Consider the following 19,671-nt stretch of genomic DNA (forward strand, 5'->3'; position numbering starts at 1 on the left):
CGGCCCAACCAGAATCAGCGAATTCGTCAGGGCGGCACTCGTCCTCACCCACTTCGAGCACCGCTACCTCAGCAATTCTTGCTGAGATCACCTCACTGCACGCCGTCGAGGCTGAAGGTGACGCTCTCGTCTGCGGGCTTGCCGTCGATGTCGTCGATGAGTTGCTGAATTACACGCCGAGCCATCATCTGCCCCTTACGTCGATGTCGGCGGCCGCTTCAAGCATCTACGGCGCCGACGAGCCGATCACCAATCACCGTGTTACCCGCCAGTTCATTCGCACCCGAATCATGGCACATACAGGGGCCGGGTTCGGTCTGCGCTCGCCGAACTCGCTCAGCCATGCACGGCAGCGACTGCCCATCCGAACTCGCCGTCGTCCCTTGGCAATGCTCATACACGCCGAAGTTGGGCGCCTTCCGCGGATAGCCTCGCCGGGCACCGGGGTGCGGCCGCCGCGGAACACGCCCGGCGTCACCGGCGGTACTCACGAAACGCGGCAGCCGAAAGACCCCGGCAATCACGCCGCACCTTCCCTGAGCTCGCAATCGTAAGGAGCACATCCCTCGTGGCCTGGTCCACTCCACTGCATCAGCCTCCCAATGCCAACTCACCCGCCGCAGGCTCGGCGTGGACGACCGAACGGATCCGCGCGCTGGGCGTCGCCACGACGCTGAGCACTGCCGCAGCGGTGCTCCAGATCAGCCGATCCGCGGCATACCAGCTCGCCGCGACCGGCACCTTCCCGGCGCCCCTGATCCGGGCCGGAACCCGCATCGTCGTCCCGGTCGCCGGCCTGCTGCGGCTCGTACACCCCACACCCAGCGGCGATCCGCTCGTATCCGACCGGACGGATCGGCCGCGACTTGATCCCTGCGGTGATCCGAGCGTGGATGCAACCACCACGCCAACCAGCGGATTCCGCCCGTCGACACCGGCGCGACCGCCCCGATCACCCAGGAGACGAACCGTGCGAGGTTCCACCTTCAAACGCTGCGGCTGCCGCACCAGCGACGGCCGCCGGCGCCTCGGTCAGTCCTGCCCCCAGCTCCGCCGCCCCGACGGCAACTGGTCCCGCAACCACGGCCAATGGCACCTGCAGATCGAACTGCCCGCCCGCACCGATGGCACCCGCCGGCCGCTGCGGCACGGCGGCTACCCCACCCAGGCCGCCGCCGACGACGTCCTGAACCAGATCCGCGCAGCCCTCGCCGTCCCCGACCCCACCGACCCGCACACCACCGTCAAAACCGGCGACCTCATCGAAACCGCCGTCACCAGCGGCGCCCCCATCCCCACCCCCGACCAGATCCGCCGCGCCCTGCACCTGGACATCACCCCCGACGAACTGCCCACCATCGCCGACTACCTCACCCGCTGGCTCGCCGCACGCAGAACCATCAAGCAGGGCACCGCCCGCAACTACGAAGGCCACATCCGGCTGCACCTCATGCCGTACCTCGGCCACCTGCGCATCGACCGGCTCCGCCCCGTCCACATCGACGCCATGTACGACGCCATCGACGAACGTAACACCGCCATCGCCGCCCACCGCGCCAGCCGCGACCCCGCCGTCCGTGACCGGGTCAAAGGCCAACGCATCGTCAGCGCCTCCACGAAGCACCGCATCCACGCCACCCTGCGCAAAGCCCTCAACGACGCCATGCGCCGCGACCGGTACATCGACACCAACCCGGCACTCATGATCGAACTGCCGCCCGTCCGCCCGCCGAAACCCACCATCTGGACCGACCAACGGGTTCGAACCTGGCGCGACACCGGCAAGATCCCCAGCCCTGTTATGGTCTGGACCCCGCAACAGACCGGCAGGTTCCTCGACCACACCTACGCCGCCAACGACCGCCTCTACGCCCTCTACCACCTCGTCACCTTCACCGGCCTACGCCGCGGCGAAGCCTGCGGCCTGCACTGGGACGACCTCGACCTCGACACCCACACCCTCACCGTGCGATGGCAGATCGTCCAACACGGCTGGGCCACCAGCCTCGACACCCCGAAGACCGCCGACAGTGAAGCCGCCATCGCCTTGGACGCCGAAACCGTCGCCGTCCTCCGCGCGCACCGTGCCCGGCAGGACCGCGAACGTCTCGCCACTGGACCCGCCTGGGCCAGGACCGGGCTCGTGTTCACCACCCCGACCGGTGGACAACTGCACCCGGCCGACGTCACCGACCACTTCCGGCACCTCACCGCCCAAGCCGGCCTGCCACCCATCCGGCTGCACGACCTGCGTCACGGCACCGCCACGCTCGCCCTCGCCGCCGGCGTCGATATGAAAGTCATCTCCCGAGGACTACGCCACTCCAGCCCACACTTCACCGCCAAGCACTACGGCGACGTCCTGCCTGAACTGTCCCACGCCGCCGCGGAGGCCACCGCCGGCGTCGTTCCGCGCCGCCACCACACCGGAGGCACCGGCCAACAGATCGCCTAACGCGCCCGCCCCATCAACCGGCAGCACGAGCCGCAACCCAACGGCGGCAGCTGCGCGTGACGCACACGATCGTTCGTGGCGGCATTCGTCAACCAGATAACCTCCGAACCAGCGCTTTGCTCACGCACCGTGATACGTGCTGGGAACACGACGCGCGATGTCTGCAGCAGATGTGAGCGTCGCACTGGACCTGATATCACCGGTGCCTGCCGCGTCACCGTCCCCGCTCTGAAGGTTATGGCCGCGGCCGATCAGCGGCCGTAGCAGTGCGGACCTCCCAGCCAGCGGCTCAGATACTCCGACTGGATATCGCCGGTCAGCAGGTCGGCCAGTGCGGTGGCGAATCCGGCTCCGTACTGCTCCCAGAGCGGTCCTTCCTCTTTGAGCATGATGGGCCAGTTGTCGGGGGCTGTGCCAGGTTTGATGTGCCAGAAGAGGAAGTCGCCGTTCCCGGTGTGTCCCCAGGAGATCAGGTCGTCGCCGGGCTCGAACCATGAGGGAATGTCTTCCCGGTCCGGGTTCCAATGCGACGCGTCACCCAGATGCCAGTCCCGCCGCCAGTTGCCCGGCCCGAAGAACTCCGCGCCGACGCACTCGTGCGCGTAGGAGTTCTGCCCGACCAGGTCCGCCCATTCCTCGACTGCCTCGGGGGCGCACACGTGGACATGGTCATCGACCGAGCCCGGGCCGTAGGCGTCGATGAATGCCTTGTAGTCGCCAGGCAGTGTGACGCCGAGCTCGGTCTCCACCGCCGACCAGTCCTTGCCGTTCCCGGCGGAATCGGCCAGGGGCGGCAGATCCAGGATTTCAGCCAGATGCGCGGCAGCCTCGGCCGGCGTCCGCCGCGTTTCGGCGAGGTCCGCGACGGAGCGCTCACCGGACACGATATCGTCCGGCCGGAGCAGGTCACCGCCGGTGCCGCTCACGATGGCGTACGACTCGGTGAGCTCGACGACGACCAGGTCCACGTCGCGCCGCCGCCGGCCATGTTCCTCGCAGGCCAGGCGGAGGCGTTCACCCGGCCGTGCCCAGTGCCGCGGGTGATAACCCGGCTCGCCCTCCAGCCGCCACCCGTCCGGGACGGCCTCGACGGAGTCAACGGAGAACTCGAAACGCTCAATACGCACAGTTCGTATCGTGCATGACCTTCGGAACCCGGGCCGTACCGCCCTACCGCCCGATGGGATGCCCTCACGAACCGTTCCGGCGGTTCCTCAGACGAACGAAGCTGGTGCAACGCCAGTGGTGTAGAACCGGTGTCCGTGTCCTCCTGGCCTCGGTCTTGCCGCCGGCGATGAGGATGTGGCCGTCGCTGTGGACTTTACGATCGAACCCGACGGCCTGGCCGGCGTTCGCGGAGCATGATCCGAGTGCGCGCTCATCGGCAAAGCAGGATGGTTGAGCCACCGTCGGCTGGTTACGCCAGGTGACACACACGATGGTCTCCGCGCCGTGACAGCGGCATGAGCGGATGCGGGTCCGGCTACGCGGGTGGAGCGCGCCCCGTCTGCAGCATGAGCAGGCGGCGGACCAGACGAAGCGCGATAGGAAACCGGTGTGAGCAGTAGTTGAACGGCGATCCGCTACCGGGTCAGCAGGCGTGGCCCGGCGGGACTACCGTCGGGCTGCATGACTCACGTCGAGATCGAGATCACCGCGGAGCTGGTCCGAGATCTGGTCCGCGACCAGCACCCCGACCTCGCCGATCGCCCGATCTGGCTGGGCGCGCGTGGATGGGACAACCAACTGTGGCGGCTCGGTGACGACCTCGCCGTCCGGCTCCCCTGGGCGACCGGGTCCGCGGACGCGCTGCTGCGCAAGGAGCACGCCTGGCTGCCCAAGCTTGCCCCACGCCTCCCGCTGCCGATCCCCGTCCCGCAGCGACTCGGCGAGCCCACCGAACGATTCCCTCGCCCCTGGATCATCACCACCTGGGTTCCGGGCACGCCCGCCGACCTGACCCCCGTCACGCGCGCCGCCGAAGCCGCCGAATCCTTGGCCACGTTCCTGACGGCGCTGCACCAACCCGCCCCGAGCGGCGCGCCTGCGGGCCGGAACCGCGGCGGGCCGCTGGCCGACCAAGCCGAGGGATTCGCCAAGGGACTCACCGCCGCCACTGAGCGAGGGCTGATCGGCGACCCGGACGCTGTCCGCGCCGTCTGGCACGACGCGGTCACCGCGCCGCAATGGACGGGCCCGGCGCTATGGCTGCACGCCGACCTGCACCCAGCTAACGTCCTCACCACTGACGGCACCTTCTGCGGCGTGATCGACTTCGGCGACCTCTGCGCCGGCGACCCGGCATGTGACCTCGCCGCCGTGTGGCACCTGCTGCCGGACGACACCATCGACGACTTCTACGCGGCCTACCAGCCGACCCCGGACACCGCCACCATGCGCCGTGCCCGCGGCTGGGCGTTGGCACGCGCCCTCGGCGGCATCCTCATCGGCGACGCCGGCGTCCACGGCGAGCCTGGCGGCAAGCCCACCTGGGGCCCACCCGCCCACGCCGCCCTGCAACGCCTCATCACCACGCTCCGCTGACCCGGCGTCGTCATTGCGTCCGACCAACGGCGTGATCCACCATCCGAACATCAGCATGTCCGCGAACCGGTGACCCTACACGCCGTGACGTTCCGTAGCGATCGGATCGCGGCAGATGAGTGGGCTTGCTTTCAGGGCTGCACCCGGAGGAGCCTCAGGCCAGTGGGGATCTGCAGTCGAAGACCGCCTTACCTGCCGCGCAGCCGGTGCCAGATCGCGATGAACGGTCCAACCTCGTGACGCCAGGCCGGAGTGATGAGGAAGCGCGGCCGGTTGAAGCAGTAGGCGAATAGGTGCACTGGGAGCAGGGCGATACCGGCAAAGAACAGGTACAGCCCGCTTCGAGCGGCGACTTTGAACAACAGAGCGGGACCGACCAGCGTGTCCACGGCGACGAAGAGCGCCATGAGGCCAGTGCCGCCACAGACCATGGTGAACCACAGCACGTAGGGTAGGTATGTCCTCGCGTCGGGCGGGATTCTGGGGACTATCGGCACTCGAGAGGCATCCCCTCGCCAGATTGCCGGGGCCGGAGACGACACTCGGTAGACCATCCAGCTCATCAACGTTGCATACCCGAAGCCGAACAGGACATGGCCCAACATGGGCCGGACGGTACCACCCAGGCCAACGTCGGTGCGGAGAAGCGATGGCAGACAAGCCGAGTCTCCCATCAGGTGCACGCACATCGGCATGTCCGGCCGCTCACGCCACCGACACGTTGCTACGGTGCGTGACGACCCACAGGTGGGGTCTGCGCCGTGACAGCGGCAGATGTGCGCACGTGATCTTGGCTGACCGGCGCGTTCAGGGGCTGGAGCGGTGCGGTCCGCTTCGACTTGCGCGGGAGCAGTGACCTTTGGCGACCCGAGGCATCGCCGCGTCGGCAGGGCGTGTGTCCATACGCACCAGCGGGAGACTCCGACGGACGTACGGACGGTGAGGAAGGTGCCAGCGGCGCAGCCCGCTCGGCTATGAGCGGGCGTCGGTGGAAGGCGCGCATGAGCACGGTTCGATCACTGCTGACCGGTTTCCTCGCCGGTCACCTTGTCCTCGGAGCCGACGGACGGGGCCGTGCCGTCGCGGAGGTCGTGGGCGGCGCCGGGCACGGCGAACTCCAGCAGCCGGGCGCCTTCGGCCTCGATCTCGGCGCGCTCGATGGCGGTCAGCGGCCGGAACGGGTCGATCTCCAGAGTCGCTGACGCCTTGCCTGGATGGAGCTTCCAGGCGCCCGTCACCTGCCCGTCCACGAGGAAGGTGGCGCGCATCCCGTTGCGCGTCATGACCCGTTTGCGGGCCTCCTCTGAGATCACGCGGGTGCGGTCGGTATGGGAGGCCAGGAGGTTGTCGTATTCGGGCAGGAAGCGAACCGGCGCGCGGGCGTCGGCGTCGGGGCGTGGCGCATCCGGGAGGTCGAACAGCTCCACCCCGTGCTCGTCGCGGAAGACCGCCAGCCGTGGCCGCAGCCTCTCCAGGACGGGCCGCAGCCGGGTTCGGCCGGCCCACGTCTGCACGTCGGCGACCGACGCCGGGCCGAACGCGGCGAGGTAGCGCAGCACGATGTGTTCGGAGTCGGCGGCGGAGGCGGGCTCGGCTCCGGTCCAGCAGGCCGCCGTCGCGTACCGGGTGGTGCCGCCGACGCCCCAGACGGCGCGTGGCGGCACCTGCACCAGCGGTACCAGGTTCCGCACCACGGTGGCGAGTGCGCGGGGCTCGCGATCGGGCCGCCGCTCGTGCAGCGCCGCGCCGAGTTCCTTGGGGGTGAGGTGTCGTGCGCCGAGCAGTGCCCGGCCCGACTCCGCCACGGCCGCACGGTCCAGACCGGTCAGGATCGTCTTGAACGCGGTGTCCAGCTCACGGTCGAGCGCGGGCTGCGCCCATGGCCGCAACGAGCGGTAGTCCGCCGTGGTGACCAGGTGGACGGTGCTGCGCATCAGCGCGACCCGCACCAGGCGGCGCTTGGTCAGCGCGTCCGTCAGGTCGGCAGTGCCGAACTTCCGCAATCTGCTCCAGAGCCCGAAGTAGGGCGCGTAGGGCGCCTGCGCCTGCATGCCGACCAGCCGGGTGACCGCCTCCTCGGCGGTCGCGTCGGCCCGTTCCAGCAGCATCTGACGGGCCAGCAGGGCTCGCCCCAGCTCCCGTCGCCGCAGCACCTGTGCCACCGTGCCGTCCTTTCCATCGTATGGCAGGGGCGGCGGATGCCGCCCCTGCCTCGTCGATCAGCCGCCGAAGTCGGCCCGGTGATCCGCGGCCCACCGAGCGTAGGTACGCGCGGGGTGCCCGGTGATCTGCTCGATGACGTCGTTGACCGGCGCGGGCCTGCCGACCGCCTGCGCCATGAGACCGAACAGCGCCGCCAGGAACTCGGGGTCCATGAACTGGCTCATCTGCTCCAGCACGGGCTCCGGGTCGAGGTCCTCGACGGTGAGCGGGCGCCCCAACGTCTCGCCGAGGATGCGGACCTGCTGCGCCTGGGTCAGCGACTCGGGGCCGGTCAGGTCGTAGGCCCGCCCCGCTTGCCCGCCGCCGGTCAGGATCCGCGCGGCCACCTCGGCGACGTCCCTCTCGTGCGCGGCGCTGAACGCGGCTTCGGCGTACGGCGCGCGAATGACGTCACCGCCCTGGAGCTGCATCGCGAACGTCAACGAGTTGATGGCGGGGAAGAGTAGCCGCAGGAACGTCCACTCGATCCCAGATGCCTCGATGGCCTGCTCGACGTCGCGGTGGTACTGGGCGATTACGTCGGGCTGCCGCTCGGCGCCCGGGACGATCGCCCCCGAGGACAGGAACACCAGCCGCCGCACCCCGGCCCGCCCCGCGGCCGCCAGTAGCGGAGCGACATCCATCCCGTACTGCAGAACCAGGAAGGCGGCTTCGACGCCGGCCAGCGCCGCTGGCAGCGTCTCGGGCTTGGTCAGATCGCCCTGGACGACGTCGACTTCCGCCGGGAGCCCGGCCTGTTCCGGGGTACGGGTCAGCGCCCGTACCGGCGCACCCGCGGCGACCAGCTCTTCTACTGCCTGACGTCCGAACTGAGCCGTGGCACCAATGACGAGATACATGAGGGTTTCCCTTCGTGTGAAGACTGGGGGGTCTGATGGGGTCCGCCTACAACCGGCGGCGGATCAGCGAACCTTGCGGAAGAACTGCTGGATGTCGTGGACGAGCAGATCGGGCGCGTCGTGGGCGGCGAAGTGGCTGCCCCGGTCGTAGACGTTCCAGGAGACGATGTTTTCGTGGTCGCGGTCGGCGAACGTCCGGATCGACTGGTAGTCCCAGGCGAAGTTGGCCAGGCCGAGGGGCACGGTGGTCGGTTTCGGCACGGTGGTGCCCCGGCCGTTCGACTTCTGCTGTACGGGGGCCGCCGCCGCGTCCTCGTAGTAGAACCGGGCGGCTGAGGCGGCTGTGTTGGTCAGCCAGTAGATCATCACGTTCGTGAGCACGTAATCCGGGTCGAGCGAAGCGCCGAGCAGCTGCGCGTTCCAGCCCAGCAGGCCGGCCGGGGAGTCGGCTAGAGCGTGCGCCAGATTCTGCGGCTCGGTGGACTGGAGCTTGTCGTACGCGCCCCGGTTCTGGGTGAACCACTCGGCGAACGCGAGCTTGCCGCGCTCCTCCTCGGAGAGGCCGGCCAGTTCGGCGGGGTCGCCCGACGGGAACGAGAAGACCTGTGTCACGTGCACGCCGCAGACGTGCTCAGGATCGACCCGGCCCACCTCGGGCGAGATCAGCGATCCGCCGTCGTTGCCGGCCGCGCCGTACCGGTCGTAGCCGAGCCGCTGCATCAGCTCGGCCCAGGCCCGGGCCACCCGGTACCGGTCCCAGCCGCGCTCCCGGGTCGACCCGGAGAAGCCGAAACCCGGCACCGACGGAATGACCAGGTGGAACGCGTCCGCCGGGTCACCGCCGTGCGTTCGTGGCTCGGTGAGCGGGCCGATCACATCCAGCCACTCGACCACCGAGGTCGGCCAACCGTGGGTCAGTATCAGCGGCGTCGCGTCCGGCTCCGGCGACCGCACGTGCAGGAAGTGGATGTTCTGGCCGTCGATCTCGGTGGTGAACTGCGGGTACGCGTTCAGCCTCGCCTCCCAGGCCCGCCAGTCGTACCCGGTGCGCCACCGCTCGACCAGCTGCCTCACGTAGCCCACCGGGACGCCGTACTCCCAACCGGGCGGCACCGGACCAGCCGGCGCCGACTCGTCCGCGGGCAGTTCCTCCGCCCACCGAGTGCGGGCCAGCCGCTGCTGGAGATCGTCGAGCTCGGCCTGGGGGATGTCGATCCGGAACGGTGCGATCGTGCTGTCGTTCGTCATGGTCATCAGCGTAGGAGGAAATTAGGCAAGACCCGTTCCTAATAAACTGGCATACTGCGAAGAATGTTGGAAACCGCGGCGCGGCTGCTGCGCCTGCTCTCGCTACTCCAGACACCCCGCGAGTGGACCGGCGCCGAACTGGCCGAACGGCTGTCGGTCAGCACCCGGACCGTTCGCAACGACGTGGACCGCCTGCGGAACCTCGGCTATCCGGTGCACGGCAGCCGGGGCGCGGTGGGCGGCTACCGACTCGGCGCCGGGGCCACGCTGCCGCCGCTGCTGCTCGACGACGAGGAAGCGGTCGCGGTGGCGATCGGGCTGCGCACTGCCGCCGGGGGCACGATCACCGGGGTCGAGGAGACCTCGTTGCGCGCGCTGGCCAAGCTGGAGCAGGTGCTACCGGCGCGACTCCAGCGTCGCGTTGACGCCCTCAAGCGGTACGCCGTCGTGGTGCCGCGGGACGACCTGGGCCCGCGGGTGGACGCGGACAGGCTGAGTGTCCTCGCCGCAGCCTGCCGGGACCACGAGCGCCTGCGATTCGGCTACCGAAGCCACGACGGCTCCGAGAGCCGGCGCGAGGTGGAACCGTACCGGCTGGTCAACTGGGGACGACGGTGGTATCTCGTCGGGTTCGACGTCGAGCGGGCCGACTGGCGAACGTTCCGGGTGGACCGGCTCCACCCACGTACCCCGACGGGCCCCCGATTCATCCCCCGCGATCTCCCCGAGGAAGCCGTCGACCAGGTACGCCGGGGCGTGTCGTCGGCCGCATGGCGGTACCGGGCCCAGGTCGTCGTACACGCACCGGCCGAACAGCTCATCGAGCAAATCAACGCCGCCATCGGCACCATCACCCCGGTCGACGACACCCAATGTCTGCTGGACACCGGCGCGGACAGCATCGAGGCGCTCGCCGTCCACCTCGGCCTGCTCGGCGTCGACTTCACCGTGACGGAACCCGCGGAACTCGTCGAACTCGTGCGTACGCTCGCCGGCCGCTACCACCGCGCCACCACCGAACCGCGTCCGCAGGACACCTAGGCCAGGGCCGCCTCGGACCGCCCGGCACGACCCATCTTCACCATCAAGGTCGCACGGATTACCGCAGACCGACAGGACGATCCGCACACCCGAGGCATGCACTCTTCTCGGCATGTCCGGCCGCTCACGCCACCGACACGTTGCTACGGTGCGTGACGACCCACAGGTGGGGGTCTGCGCCGTGACAGCGGCATGAGCGCGCACGGATTCAGGGCGTTGCTGCTGGTGGAAACGATCGTGCTCCGAGCGCGCCTCGACGGATAGCATGGCGAGCCACCGATCGCGGGAGATCCCTTGGAATACCTGGACCTGACGCCATACAAATACTTTTCGTTCCCGCTACCGATGCTTACCGTCGGTTGGCTGGGCGCCGGTCATGGCGCGCAGGACTCCGGTGCCCCACCGATGACGGCGGCCGACCTCCGCACGCTGCGCGCCGCGTCTCGGCGGCGGGGCATGATCACGCTCGGATGGCATTCCTGCGATTTCTGTCCGAGGGTTGAGGACTGGCTGGAGGGCTCACGCTCCGGCAACGGTGAGTACCACTACTACGGCCGCGATGGTAATACATACGCAGCACCGGTGATGATCATGCATTACGTGGAGGTGCACGCCTACCGGCTTCCTCTGCAGGTCCGGCAGGCATTGACGACGCCCGGCGAGCTGCCGTGGGACGGTCGCGCCGAGCGGCTCGCCGAGGTGCTGCTGGCCCCGTCAGCGGACATGGAATGGCGGGCCGAGGCCGCGATCGACCTTGCCCACTGGCATGACCCCCGGGCCCTGGCCGCGCTGCGCCAAGCCGCCTACGACGAAGAGCTGATCTCCATCGCGGGTCACGATGTTGGCATTTCGATCGGGATGCTCCTCAGCTTCGACTTCGCCTCGGGGCTGCGCACTGAGGACTTGCCCCTCGTGGTGCGTGAGGGCATCACGGAAGCGTTGCGCCACCCTGCACAGGACGAACACCCAGCCGCCGGCCTCTGGTAACCGAGTCGGCAAGCGAGACCACACGCGACCGGAGTCGGGCGCCGACCTCACACCTGCCCGATGGCAAATCAAGTCCGTCCGGCGGCGCCAACCGTTTCAGCGAGCGATACGGCCGACCGGCAAGCCGGCCACATGCTGTATCAGCGCAGCCTGGGCAGCCTGGTCTCCCGCATCGGCGCACGTCGGCAGGGCACGCAACGCCATGAACCAACGCACTCAATTCGACAAAGCAGGTTGGTTGCACCACCATCAGCTGGTCACGCTAAGTGACGGATGCGCGATAGTCTCCGTGCCGTACCAGCGGCAGAAGCGGATGGCGGCGCAGGCCTATGGATCAACATCCTCAAGAGCGGACGAACACTGCCATCCGCCCAGCTGGCCTGAAGCCATTCTTCTGGTAGAACACTGAGGCGTCGCTATCTCGGGCAGTCAAGAGGTACCAATGATGAACGCCGGGCAGGCGGTCCGCCAGGGCTTCGAGCAGCGCGGTGCCATGTCCATGCCGTTGGCGGGCTGGCCGCACACACATCTCCTGCAACAAGAAGTGGTCCACGACCCCTGAGCGCTCCAGGTGTCCAATGGCGAATCCCAGTAACTCGCCATCCTGGGCTCGAAGGCCGACGCCGTGTGCACGTGGAGTCGCGAGAAAGTCTGCGAGGCGCTGCGTGGCATCCTCGACGCGCCAAGACTCACTCCATGGCGGCGCGTTGAACGTGGCGACGAACAGCAAGGCGCAAGGGTTGAGGTCTTGTTCCGTCAGGGTGCTGATCACCCAGAGAGGATGTCACGTCCCCGACGAGGCCGGGCGCATCCGCTCATCGGCACGAGTGAGCACTGCGGCCGTGATTCGACGCACCGAGCCGCCGTCACGAAGCGTGACGACCTCCGTGACAGTGGCCGCGCGAAATTTGCGGCATGAGCGGAAACGTGATCACGGCGGTGTTGAGTGTCTGCTGTTGCTTGGCCGTTGGCCGCGCGATGTCGACCCGGACCGTTGCCGCAAACGAGTCGCGTCGACAGCGAGGCGTGCCTACGCTGACCCCGTGACGGAGGCAGATCCGCTGGAAGTGGCCGCCTGGCTGATGGCGATCGGAAGACTCGCATCCGAGGATCTGCCCGAGATCGCGGCCGAGGCGCTTGTCCGGGGCCTCGATAGTCCTGCCCTTCGCATGCTCGCCGGACAGGCACGGTCGGACGTTCGAGACTCGTCGGACCTGTTCCGCGCTGCTCTGGACGAATTGGCTATCAAACTTCCCGACGCTGACAAGGCGCAGTGGCACCTGGCCCGGCGTACCGCGGGCGAAATTGTGACCGGGCGCATCAGTGCGGCCCGCGGAGCCAACGAACTCTGGCTGGCGTATCACAAGGTTCGAGACAACGGGGACCTGCGGATCTTTGTGGGTCTGGCGTCAACATTGGACGATCGTCCCGAGGACGTCGAGCAAATCGAGGCCGCCATCGTCGCGGCGGCGCGAGAACTGCTGGATCGGCCAGCACCTCGTCGCTGGATCAAGTTGATGGCCGTACCGCGACGATCCCCGCTCACGCAGACGATGGCTCCCGACGACATTGAGGTTGATCCCGAGACTCTGCCACTCAGCGACGGCCTGCGTTCCAACCTCGCGCAGTGGCAGACATACTTCGAGACGACGCTGTCGGGCTGGCCAGCGTCGGGTGGGTTCGACTCGGAGCACGACGCCGAGAGCTTCGTAGCCGCCGGCCAGCGACTCGTCCTGCAACTTCAAGACGAGCTTGGAGCCGGCTACCACGTGGAGTACATGCCAGAACCAATTCGTCCTCCGGGCGTGAAACTGCGCGCCCGGTCGAACCGTTGAGCGACCGCTCGGCGGTGTGAGCGAGCAACGCGGCTGCGGTTCGACGCGGCGGCCCGCCGCCACGAAGCGTGACGATCTCCATGTCGGCGACCCGCGCCCGCGCGAGACCTGCGGCAAATGAGTGCACAGCAACGGAGTGCTCCGCCGGCCGGGCCCGGCAGAGAAGGGCTTCGCGGTAATAGGCTCCTGGCGTGTGGTTCGTGGAGCGGTCGCGTGTTGATTCTCCGGTCGGCAAGCTCGCCTATCATGTGCCGGGGACGACGGTGCTCGCCTGGTTCCAGCGAGCCTGGCACCACGAGGATCCGCAAGCGCTGCTCGACGCCGACATAGGCGGAGGCCCGTATGGCTTCGACTCAATCTTCGAGGCGATCGAGGAACACCGTCTGCCCTGCCCGCAGACCCTCGACGACTTACGGACGACGCTGAACGAGCACCTCTGGATCGAATCGGATGATCCGATCCGCCTCGACGAGCGCGGGCTGCGCGTCCGCACCAACGACGATGAGGTCGACCTGGCCTACTTCTTCTTCGAGGACGAGGCGGTCGCCGCTCACCCCGAGCGGCTCACCTATCTCGTCCATCAGACCTGGCCGCTGCCGTCCGGAGCCGCTGCGCCAGGTGCGACCTTCAACTCTGGCATGGCGCTGCGCATCGTCGGTCCACCCGCACCGGTCTCGGATGCCGTCTACGCGGTCCGTATCGCCTGGGAGAACGCCGAGGGCTACGGCACGAACCTGGATCGGCCGGGTGTGACAGTCTTCCCTGGTACCAACCTGCCCGGATTTACCGACCACATCCGCGGTATCGACGGCTCGTCGATGCGGGAACACGTCGACGCCGGCCTGATGCGCTCGCTCATTGGGACAGACGACCTGCATGCCGCGTTGGACCGATACATCGCCCTCGAATCATATGACCTCTCGGTCTTCGGCACGTGGCCCGCACCCAGCCTTGAGCAGATTCTGCAATGGAAGCTGCCGGAACCGCCCTCAGCTGCCCGCGTCTCGGTGGACGAACACCTCGCGCAGGCCGCCCGCTACATCGACGACTTCTTCGGCCACGAGCAACTCTTCCTCTTCGACACGCAATGGGCGGCCGCGAATCATGACCTGGCGCTCTCCCTCCTCCGCTACGCAAACCACTGGGATCCGTTCGCGATGTGAGGGCACCTCGCGGATACCGGAACCAACGGATGGCCCGACCGGGGCACATCGCCGCGGTTCCCAATACGCGCCCGCTCATCGGCCAGTTGATCGCGCGGAACCAGACCGACCGCCCGACACGGACGGTGACGAGGACTGCAGGCTGTCGGCGCGCTGACAGCGGCAGATCCGGTAACGTGATCAAGAGATTGCCGGCAGCCGTCTCAAGTACACGAGTGTGACGTTCTGGCCGGCCCGGTTTGCGATGTCGGGCTTCGAGGGGCAGCGTGGATCGCGTGCTTCGAGCGTTGATCGACCGGGCCGCAGCGGTCGGACGGGACGTGGAACGAGCCGACGTGCACCGGATCTTCCGACACGGCGGCCCGAACCCGGGCGCGGACCCGTCGAGGGTGGCCGAACTCGGGCAGCGCGTCGACCTGCCTCCGCCGTACGCGGAGTTTCTGACCTCCTGCGACGGGTGGGTCGGGCTCGACGGGCAGACGGACATGCTCGCGATCGCCGAACTGGTCGACGGGCCAGCGACCTTTCGCCGCCGGAGTAGACCGTGACCTGCTGCGTGAGCTCCCACAGAAATGCCTCTTCTGCGATCAAGCTCCGCAGTTGGCAGACCAGGTCAGACGGTGCGCGTTCGTTCACCAGGCAATGCTGCCATGCGACCTCCTGCCGAAGATCGCACCGCTGTCGCTATTTCCTATGCGCGATGCACCCGGGACGTCGACCAGACCGGGTCGTGCGTCCCGCATGCGGTCGCACGCCTCAGGTGGCCTTGACCTGGGAAATCTGCGGCGACCCAACCGAGTGCAGGAAGAAATTGAACACCTGTTGCGGGTCCGGGAGGCCCTCGAGAGCCGCTTCGCATTCGGCCTTCGACATCGGCGGCCGCAGGCTGGCCCTGCGGCAGAAGTCGAGCAGCTCCTCGGCGCCGTACTCGCCGACCCGCGTACCGAGGAAGTCGACCAGGCTGGTGCCGAGCAGTTCGATGCTCGCCTCGTCGTCGACGTAGATGACCGGCGCGCCGACGAAGGTGTCCGCGCCGGCGCTCCAGTAGCCGATCGGCAGGCGGTCGTCGGACTCGCCCAGCCAGAGGATGTCGGACAGGAACCTGGCCACGCCCGGGTGACCGTCGGCCAGGTAGTCCTGGACGACGGGCGGGTCCTCGGTGATGGTGAAGAACTCCGCGAGGAACGGGTCGTCGCGCATCCGCCGCCACACCGCCAGCTCGGGCGGCTCCACGTCCCGCGACGCCGGCGGCACCCCGGCATCGGAACGCAGCCGCCGCAGCAGCTTCTCGGTGGCTTCAGTGCGGTCGGTCATAGGAACTCCTGCTTCGGCACGCGCCGTCGGTCGGCGACCCGCGAAACTACCGCACCGCGGCAACCGCTACGGACTGTGGCAATCTCCGGTCGGCTTTGGCGCGGTCGGCGGCATGTGCGCGCACCCGATCTTGAGGCATCCGGACGACAGATGCGGACGCCGCCAGGCGGTCCGTACCGTTCACGTGTCTGGGCGCGAGACGAGTCCATGACCGTCCAGGATGAGCAGCGCAGACCGCGCCGAGGATGCCAGCCCGTCATCCGGATCACCGGCAAGCTGCTCAAGGCCGTGTCGGGATACCGCTTCGAGTAGGGCCCGAAGCGGGCCTGTCACGTCGGTGTCGCGATGCACCCACCACCAGTAAGCCGCATCGACCAGGTCGACGACGGCTGAGGCATCGTTGTGCAGGCACTCCCGCGCAGCAGCAAGCTTGTGCTCGCCGTCCACGATCAACGCCTCACTCACGACCGACGGATCGCTACTGTCTCGGTGCGGAACCGCCAAAGCATGCGTGAACATCTGCCACCGTCGGCGGCCGATCGCCTCAGCAAACGACTTCCCGCCAAGGAACGCCGATACGGCCGCCGCCGCCCGCCCTGCAGACGGCTGTGCCAACCGCTGCAGAAGAGCCGGACCGGCTCGTCGCACGGCCCGCTCAAGCTCTGGTCCCGGATCGACGCCGACCTCGAGCCATACCCACTCCGCCACCGCGATCAGGTCGACCACGGCCCCGTCACGCGTCGCAGCCTCCTCAGCGAGGACATGGAGTCCGCTGAACGAGCCGGCCTGCATGGAGAACCCGACCAGCGCCCACCGGGCCGTGTCGTCCGACGGATTCCGGCTGACGCATCTACGGGCGAAATCTTCGACCTTTGACCGCGTGACGCGCTGGTTGGTGCCGGCCCAGAACTCGTCGTTCCTGGGCAGCGACTCCAGACGGGACCACATGCTCTGCAACGCCCGAGTGACCCTGTCGATGAGTGCGTCGTCCTCGAACACGCCACCCGCGCGCTCCAAGCCACCGATCGATGAACCGTCACCACCGCTGCTCACCCAGCGATCATCGCAGGATCCGCTCCTCGGCATGTCAGGCCACCGATGGCGGAAGCGCCGGTCATCCGCTGTGACGAACCCCTACTGGCCTTCACGCACCAGACGCGGCATGTGCGTGCACCCGATCGAGCCGCGCTGGATGGCCGTGACGCTCGATCGGCGGCATTGCAGTGCGCGATTGCGTGTCGTCCTGACGTGATCGGGGCTGCGGCACCACTCAAACGGTCAGGTCCTGCACCGCGGCGATGAATCGGTCGCGTTTGCCGACGACGAACCGGTACTCGATGCCCGACGCCAGGGTTACGGTGAGGCCGTTGGGGATGAAGCCGTAGGACCGATGTTTGCGTATGTCGGCGATGTCCTCAACGGCAATGCCTAGCAGCGCGGTGTCGATGTTGAGCCCATGAGCCCGAAACTCGAGGCGTTCGCGGGTCAACGTGAGCCTTCCGCCGACCGCCTCCCGGCCGCGCCAGAGGTTCGCGCGGGCCCGGACGAGTACGTCGGGGTCCTGAGCCATCCACACCACGCCCCGATCATCGATCCTGCCTACTCGCGGAGTTTGCGCGGCCCCACCTTACCGGCAAGGCATGCCTCGTAGGCCGGACTTCGAGCGCGCAACGCGGCATGAGCGTGCACCGGCCGAGACGTGGGCTGCGTTGCGCGGTGATCGGGGTGGGCGTAGTTGATCGCCGCTACGGACCGAGGAAGTCATCCTGGCGGGCGGGCGTGATGCTTGCGTGCCAAGCTGCGGCGTCGGCGGGTGTCATGATCTCGTCGAGGGCGAGTGTCGGCACCATGTTGACGAAGCGCCGGCCGTGCAGCCATCCATGATTGCCGCGCGGGGGGTGCGCGACGACGACCCGGACGCCGTCGCGCTCGGCAATGTCGGACGGGCGGCCCTCCGGGGAGAGGTAGGCGCCGGTTCCGTCGAATAGCCGGAATCTTCGAAGTGTGTGGTCGGGGAAGGGCGTTTCCGCTGGGCCTGTGGTCGCGGCTGCCACCCAGGCCGGCTGGGGGCGCAGGCCCAGGATCAGGCCGTCCGCCGGATCGCCGATGAGCCGGTCGGCGAGCAGCGTGTGCAGTTGGCAGTTGTCGCCGATGCCGCTCATCGTCAGGTGGTAGCCGCGGCCGGAGTCCGCGTCGAGCACCACCAGCGGCGCGTCGTCGAGCACCCGGGCGAGGCCGGCTATGCAGTCCGCCGTGTGCAGTTCCTCGGCGAGTTGGTCGACGAGGTCGGTCAGCTCGGGCAGCAGCGGCGCGACGGCGGCCCGGAACTCCTGCCGCTCCATGGCGGTGTGCAACAGCCTGAGCCAGGGATCGATGTCTCGCCAGGAGCGGGCCATGGCGACTGCTCCGGCCTCCGTCAGGTCGAACCGATCCGCGTTGGCCTTGCACCGCACGACGAAATCACCCCACTCCGGCACCCGGTCCGACGCCGGGTCCGGCGGCGTCTTCGGCCATCGCCACCGCCGCACCGTCGGCCACGCATGCGACAACAGCACCCGCAACGCCAAGACCCGCACGATCCATGGCACCACCTCGGGCACCAGCGGCAGCGGCGAACCGCCCCGCAGCACGAACGACCGCGCGACGAGCGCAAGGCGAGCGAACTCGCCGTACGGCCCGACCTTGAGTACCTCGGCCAGCTCCCCGACCGCAGCGGTCAACTCGTCCGGCGCAAGTCCCCTGCTCTCGTCCAATAACCGCTGCCCGAGCACGACCAACCGGTCCAGGTCCGGCTCTCGCACCAGACCAGCCAGTTCTTCAACGGTCGAGAACAGCGGCGAAGCCATAGTCGATCAGCCTAGCGACGCCCGCTCATCGGCATGTCCGGCCGCTCACGCCACCGACACGTTGCTACGGTGCGTGACGACCCGCAGGTGGGGTCTGCGCCGTTACAGCGGCATGAGCGGATGCCATGCGGCTGCTGTCAGCGGCGGCGAGGGTGTTCGGCGGTGCGCTGAGCGCCGCCGCGGAGTGCGCGGGACATTCAGCCGGGTGATGTCTGCGCTTGTCGCCAGAGTTCATGCATGAGGTCTTCCGGCAAGCTGGGGTGGCGGGCAGCGGCGGCACGGATGTCGGGCGACGGATCGTTGATCTGTTGTCGTAGCTCGTCAGGCGTCGGCGATGGGGGTGGGGCGGCCGCGGCGGCGCGTGTTGTGTCGGGGTCATGGGCTGGTCTGGCGCGCTGCTCGTCGGTCAGGCGTTGTGAGTAGTCGGCGAGCCAGCGATGGTCGGGCTGCTCCGATCGGCTCAACTGTTCAATGACGGCGTCCGGGACTCGTGGGTTCCGCGCCAGTATGGCTCTGCTCCAGCCGGTCCACGTCAGTAGCATCTCGACCAAGACGTCGATGGGCACGCGGTCGCCGTTGCGCTCCGCGAGCATCAACCGAACCGCGTAGTCTTCGTCGGCGGCCAGGTGCTCGACGACCTCGGCCGCGAGGCCCGGCATACGCGCCACGGTCCGGCGATGGACGACGTGACGGGACCGGGCGTAACGGGCAACCAGTACGTGGTCGTGGCGCTGCGCCCAAAGCCAGTCCACGGGGTTCGTCCGTGTGCGCGGATCGAGTTTGTAGTCGATGGCGTCGAGGACGTCCATCGGGACATGGGGACGGTGGATCAGCGCCCAACGCACTTCGCGGTCCGGGTCGGCGGCCAGGACGTAGAGCAGGTCCCGCGACAGGTCTGGGTTCGCCGCCACTGCCCGACGTACACGAGGGTCGGCGTCGGCCACCAGCGACCGCGCCAGTTCAGCGCTCAGCGGTATTCGCTGCATTGTCTGGAACCGGTTCTGCTCGTCGGAGAGCAGCTCCGGAATCAACCGGGCCGGGGGCCGGAACCGGTCGCTCGTCAGGGCCGCCCGGCGGGTCAGGTCAAGCCCCTGGAAGTGGTGTATTGGCTGATCTTTCGAGTTGTGCTGGTCAGAAGGGTTGGTGGCCGGGCTGGTAGGTGGTGGGGCCGCTGGT

General features: G+C 68.3%; 19 protein-coding genes. 7 read left to right on the forward strand and 12 right to left on the reverse strand.

Features of this window, described 5'->3' with window-relative positions:
- Positions 1-92 precede the first annotated feature (92 nt).
- The gene (locus tag AB0H83_RS49375) at positions 93-185 is read right to left on the reverse strand and encodes a histone-like nucleoid-structuring protein Lsr2 (protein WP_360110124.1); all 93 of its coding nucleotides are present in this window, start codon (positions 183-185) and stop codon (positions 93-95) included.
- A gap of 785 nt (positions 186-970) precedes the next feature.
- Between AB0H83_RS49375 and AB0H83_RS49380 the strand changes: the two genes are divergently transcribed.
- Positions 971-2,455, forward strand: coding sequence for a site-specific integrase (locus AB0H83_RS49380; protein ID WP_360110127.1), 1,485 nt, complete (start codon positions 971-973; stop codon positions 2,453-2,455).
- Between the two features lie 251 nt (positions 2,456-2,706).
- Here AB0H83_RS49380 and AB0H83_RS49385 read toward each other — a convergent pair whose 3' ends face one another.
- On the reverse strand, positions 2,707-3,582 hold the full coding sequence (locus AB0H83_RS49385; RefSeq protein ID WP_360110130.1) for an SMI1/KNR4 family protein: 876 nt from the start codon (positions 3,580-3,582) through the stop codon (positions 2,707-2,709).
- A gap of 502 nt (positions 3,583-4,084) precedes the next feature.
- On the opposite strand from AB0H83_RS49385, the gene AB0H83_RS49390 reads away from it, so the two are divergent.
- Positions 4,085-4,999, forward strand: coding sequence for an aminoglycoside phosphotransferase family protein (locus tag AB0H83_RS49390; RefSeq protein ID WP_360110133.1), 915 nt, complete (start codon positions 4,085-4,087; stop codon positions 4,997-4,999).
- 188 nt (positions 5,000-5,187) lie between these two features.
- Here the strand turns inward: AB0H83_RS49390 and AB0H83_RS49395 are convergent, their stop codons facing one another.
- The 4 genes from AB0H83_RS49395 to AB0H83_RS49410 all read right to left on the reverse strand — a co-directional run bounded on the left by AB0H83_RS49395 (position 5,188) and on the right by AB0H83_RS49410 (position 9,309).
- Positions 5,188-5,445: a hypothetical protein gene (locus tag AB0H83_RS49395; RefSeq protein WP_360110136.1), complete on the reverse strand. Its 258-nt coding sequence runs from the start codon at positions 5,443-5,445 to the stop codon at positions 5,188-5,190.
- A 570-nt stretch (positions 5,446-6,015) separates the two neighbouring features.
- Positions 6,016-7,161 carry a winged helix DNA-binding domain-containing protein gene (locus tag AB0H83_RS49400; RefSeq protein ID WP_360110139.1) on the reverse strand — a complete coding sequence of 382 codons (1,146 nt, stop codon included), beginning with the start codon at positions 7,159-7,161 and terminating at the stop codon, positions 6,016-6,018.
- A gap of 57 nt (positions 7,162-7,218) precedes the next feature.
- A complete protein-coding gene (locus AB0H83_RS49405; protein WP_210890729.1) occupies positions 7,219-8,061 on the reverse strand; it encodes an NAD(P)H-binding protein in 843 nt (280 codons plus the stop codon).
- A 63-nt stretch (positions 8,062-8,124) separates the two neighbouring features.
- Positions 8,125-9,309: an epoxide hydrolase family protein gene (locus tag AB0H83_RS49410; protein ID WP_350816846.1), complete on the reverse strand. Its 1,185-nt coding sequence runs from the start codon at positions 9,307-9,309 to the stop codon at positions 8,125-8,127.
- Positions 9,310-9,372: 63 nt separating this feature from the next.
- On the opposite strand from AB0H83_RS49410, the gene AB0H83_RS49415 reads away from it, so the two are divergent.
- Together AB0H83_RS49415 and AB0H83_RS49420 are read left to right on the forward strand one after the other, a co-directional pair.
- Positions 9,373-10,350: a YafY family protein gene (locus AB0H83_RS49415; RefSeq protein WP_360110143.1), complete on the forward strand. Its 978-nt coding sequence runs from the start codon at positions 9,373-9,375 to the stop codon at positions 10,348-10,350.
- A 294-nt stretch (positions 10,351-10,644) separates the two neighbouring features.
- Positions 10,645-11,337 carry a hypothetical protein gene (locus AB0H83_RS49420; RefSeq protein WP_360110146.1) on the forward strand — a complete coding sequence of 231 codons (693 nt, stop codon included), beginning with the start codon at positions 10,645-10,647 and terminating at the stop codon, positions 11,335-11,337.
- A gap of 343 nt (positions 11,338-11,680) precedes the next feature.
- Here AB0H83_RS49420 and AB0H83_RS49425 read toward each other — a convergent pair whose 3' ends face one another.
- Positions 11,681-12,109 (reverse strand): GNAT family N-acetyltransferase, encoded by a 429-nt coding sequence (locus tag AB0H83_RS49425; protein ID WP_360110149.1) that lies wholly within the window; start codon positions 12,107-12,109, stop codon positions 11,681-11,683.
- A 271-nt stretch (positions 12,110-12,380) separates the two neighbouring features.
- On the opposite strand from AB0H83_RS49425, the gene AB0H83_RS49430 reads away from it, so the two are divergent.
- From AB0H83_RS49430 to AB0H83_RS49440, 3 genes are all read left to right on the forward strand, one after another.
- Positions 12,381-13,172: a hypothetical protein gene (locus AB0H83_RS49430; RefSeq protein ID WP_360110152.1), complete on the forward strand. Its 792-nt coding sequence runs from the start codon at positions 12,381-12,383 to the stop codon at positions 13,170-13,172.
- Between the two features lie 191 nt (positions 13,173-13,363).
- A complete protein-coding gene (locus tag AB0H83_RS49435; RefSeq protein ID WP_360110155.1) occupies positions 13,364-14,335 on the forward strand; it encodes a hypothetical protein in 972 nt (323 codons plus the stop codon).
- A 287-nt stretch (positions 14,336-14,622) separates the two neighbouring features.
- A complete protein-coding gene (locus tag AB0H83_RS49440) occupies positions 14,623-14,883 on the forward strand; it encodes a hypothetical protein (protein WP_360110158.1) in 261 nt (86 codons plus the stop codon).
- Positions 14,884-15,091: 208 nt separating this feature from the next.
- Here AB0H83_RS49440 and AB0H83_RS49445 read toward each other — a convergent pair whose 3' ends face one another.
- The 5 genes from AB0H83_RS49445 to AB0H83_RS49465 all read right to left on the reverse strand — a co-directional run.
- Positions 15,092-15,649, reverse strand: coding sequence for a hypothetical protein (locus tag AB0H83_RS49445; RefSeq protein ID WP_360110161.1), 558 nt, complete (start codon positions 15,647-15,649; stop codon positions 15,092-15,094).
- Between the two features lie 180 nt (positions 15,650-15,829).
- On the reverse strand, positions 15,830-16,702 hold the full coding sequence (locus AB0H83_RS49450) for a hypothetical protein (RefSeq protein WP_360110164.1): 873 nt from the start codon (positions 16,700-16,702) through the stop codon (positions 15,830-15,832).
- 217 nt (positions 16,703-16,919) lie between these two features.
- Positions 16,920-17,219 (reverse strand): GRAM domain-containing protein, encoded by a 300-nt coding sequence (locus AB0H83_RS49455; RefSeq protein ID WP_360110173.1) that lies wholly within the window; start codon positions 17,217-17,219, stop codon positions 16,920-16,922.
- 175 nt (positions 17,220-17,394) lie between these two features.
- Positions 17,395-18,495, reverse strand: coding sequence for a hypothetical protein (locus AB0H83_RS49460; protein WP_360110167.1), 1,101 nt, complete (start codon positions 18,493-18,495; stop codon positions 17,395-17,397).
- 197 nt (positions 18,496-18,692) lie between these two features.
- On the reverse strand, positions 18,693-19,671 hold a 979-nt coding region (locus tag AB0H83_RS49465), incomplete at its 5' end, for a hypothetical protein (protein ID WP_360110170.1).

Origin of the sequence: Dactylosporangium sp. NPDC050688, from assembly GCF_040654515.1 — a bacterium.
Lineage (GTDB): Bacteria > Actinomycetota > Actinomycetes > Mycobacteriales > Micromonosporaceae > Dactylosporangium.

Bases quoted from the DNA above. Each gene is read 5' to 3' on its own strand.
- AB0H83_RS49415 (WP_360110143.1), top strand. From the start codon at position 9,373: ATGTTGGAAACCGCGGCGCGGCTGCTGCGCCTGCTCTCGCTACTCCAG.
- AB0H83_RS49445 (WP_360110161.1), bottom strand. From the start codon at position 15,649: ATGACCGACCGCACTGAAGCCACCGAGAAGCTGCTGCGGCGGCTGCGT.
- AB0H83_RS49410 (WP_350816846.1), bottom strand. From the start codon at position 9,309: ATGACGAACGACAGCACGATCGCACCGTTCCGGATCGACATCCCCCAG.
- AB0H83_RS49375 (WP_360110124.1), bottom strand. From the start codon at position 185: ATGGCTCGGCGTGTAATTCAGCAACTCATCGACGACATCGACGGCAAG.
- AB0H83_RS49405 (WP_210890729.1), bottom strand. From the start codon at position 8,061: ATGTATCTCGTCATTGGTGCCACGGCTCAGTTCGGACGTCAGGCAGTA.
- AB0H83_RS49460 (WP_360110167.1), bottom strand. From the start codon at position 18,495: ATGGCTTCGCCGCTGTTCTCGACCGTTGAAGAACTGGCTGGTCTGGTG.
- AB0H83_RS49455 (WP_360110173.1), bottom strand. From the start codon at position 17,219: ATGGCTCAGGACCCCGACGTACTCGTCCGGGCCCGCGCGAACCTCTGG.
- AB0H83_RS49390 (WP_360110133.1), top strand. From the start codon at position 4,085: ATGACTCACGTCGAGATCGAGATCACCGCGGAGCTGGTCCGAGATCTG.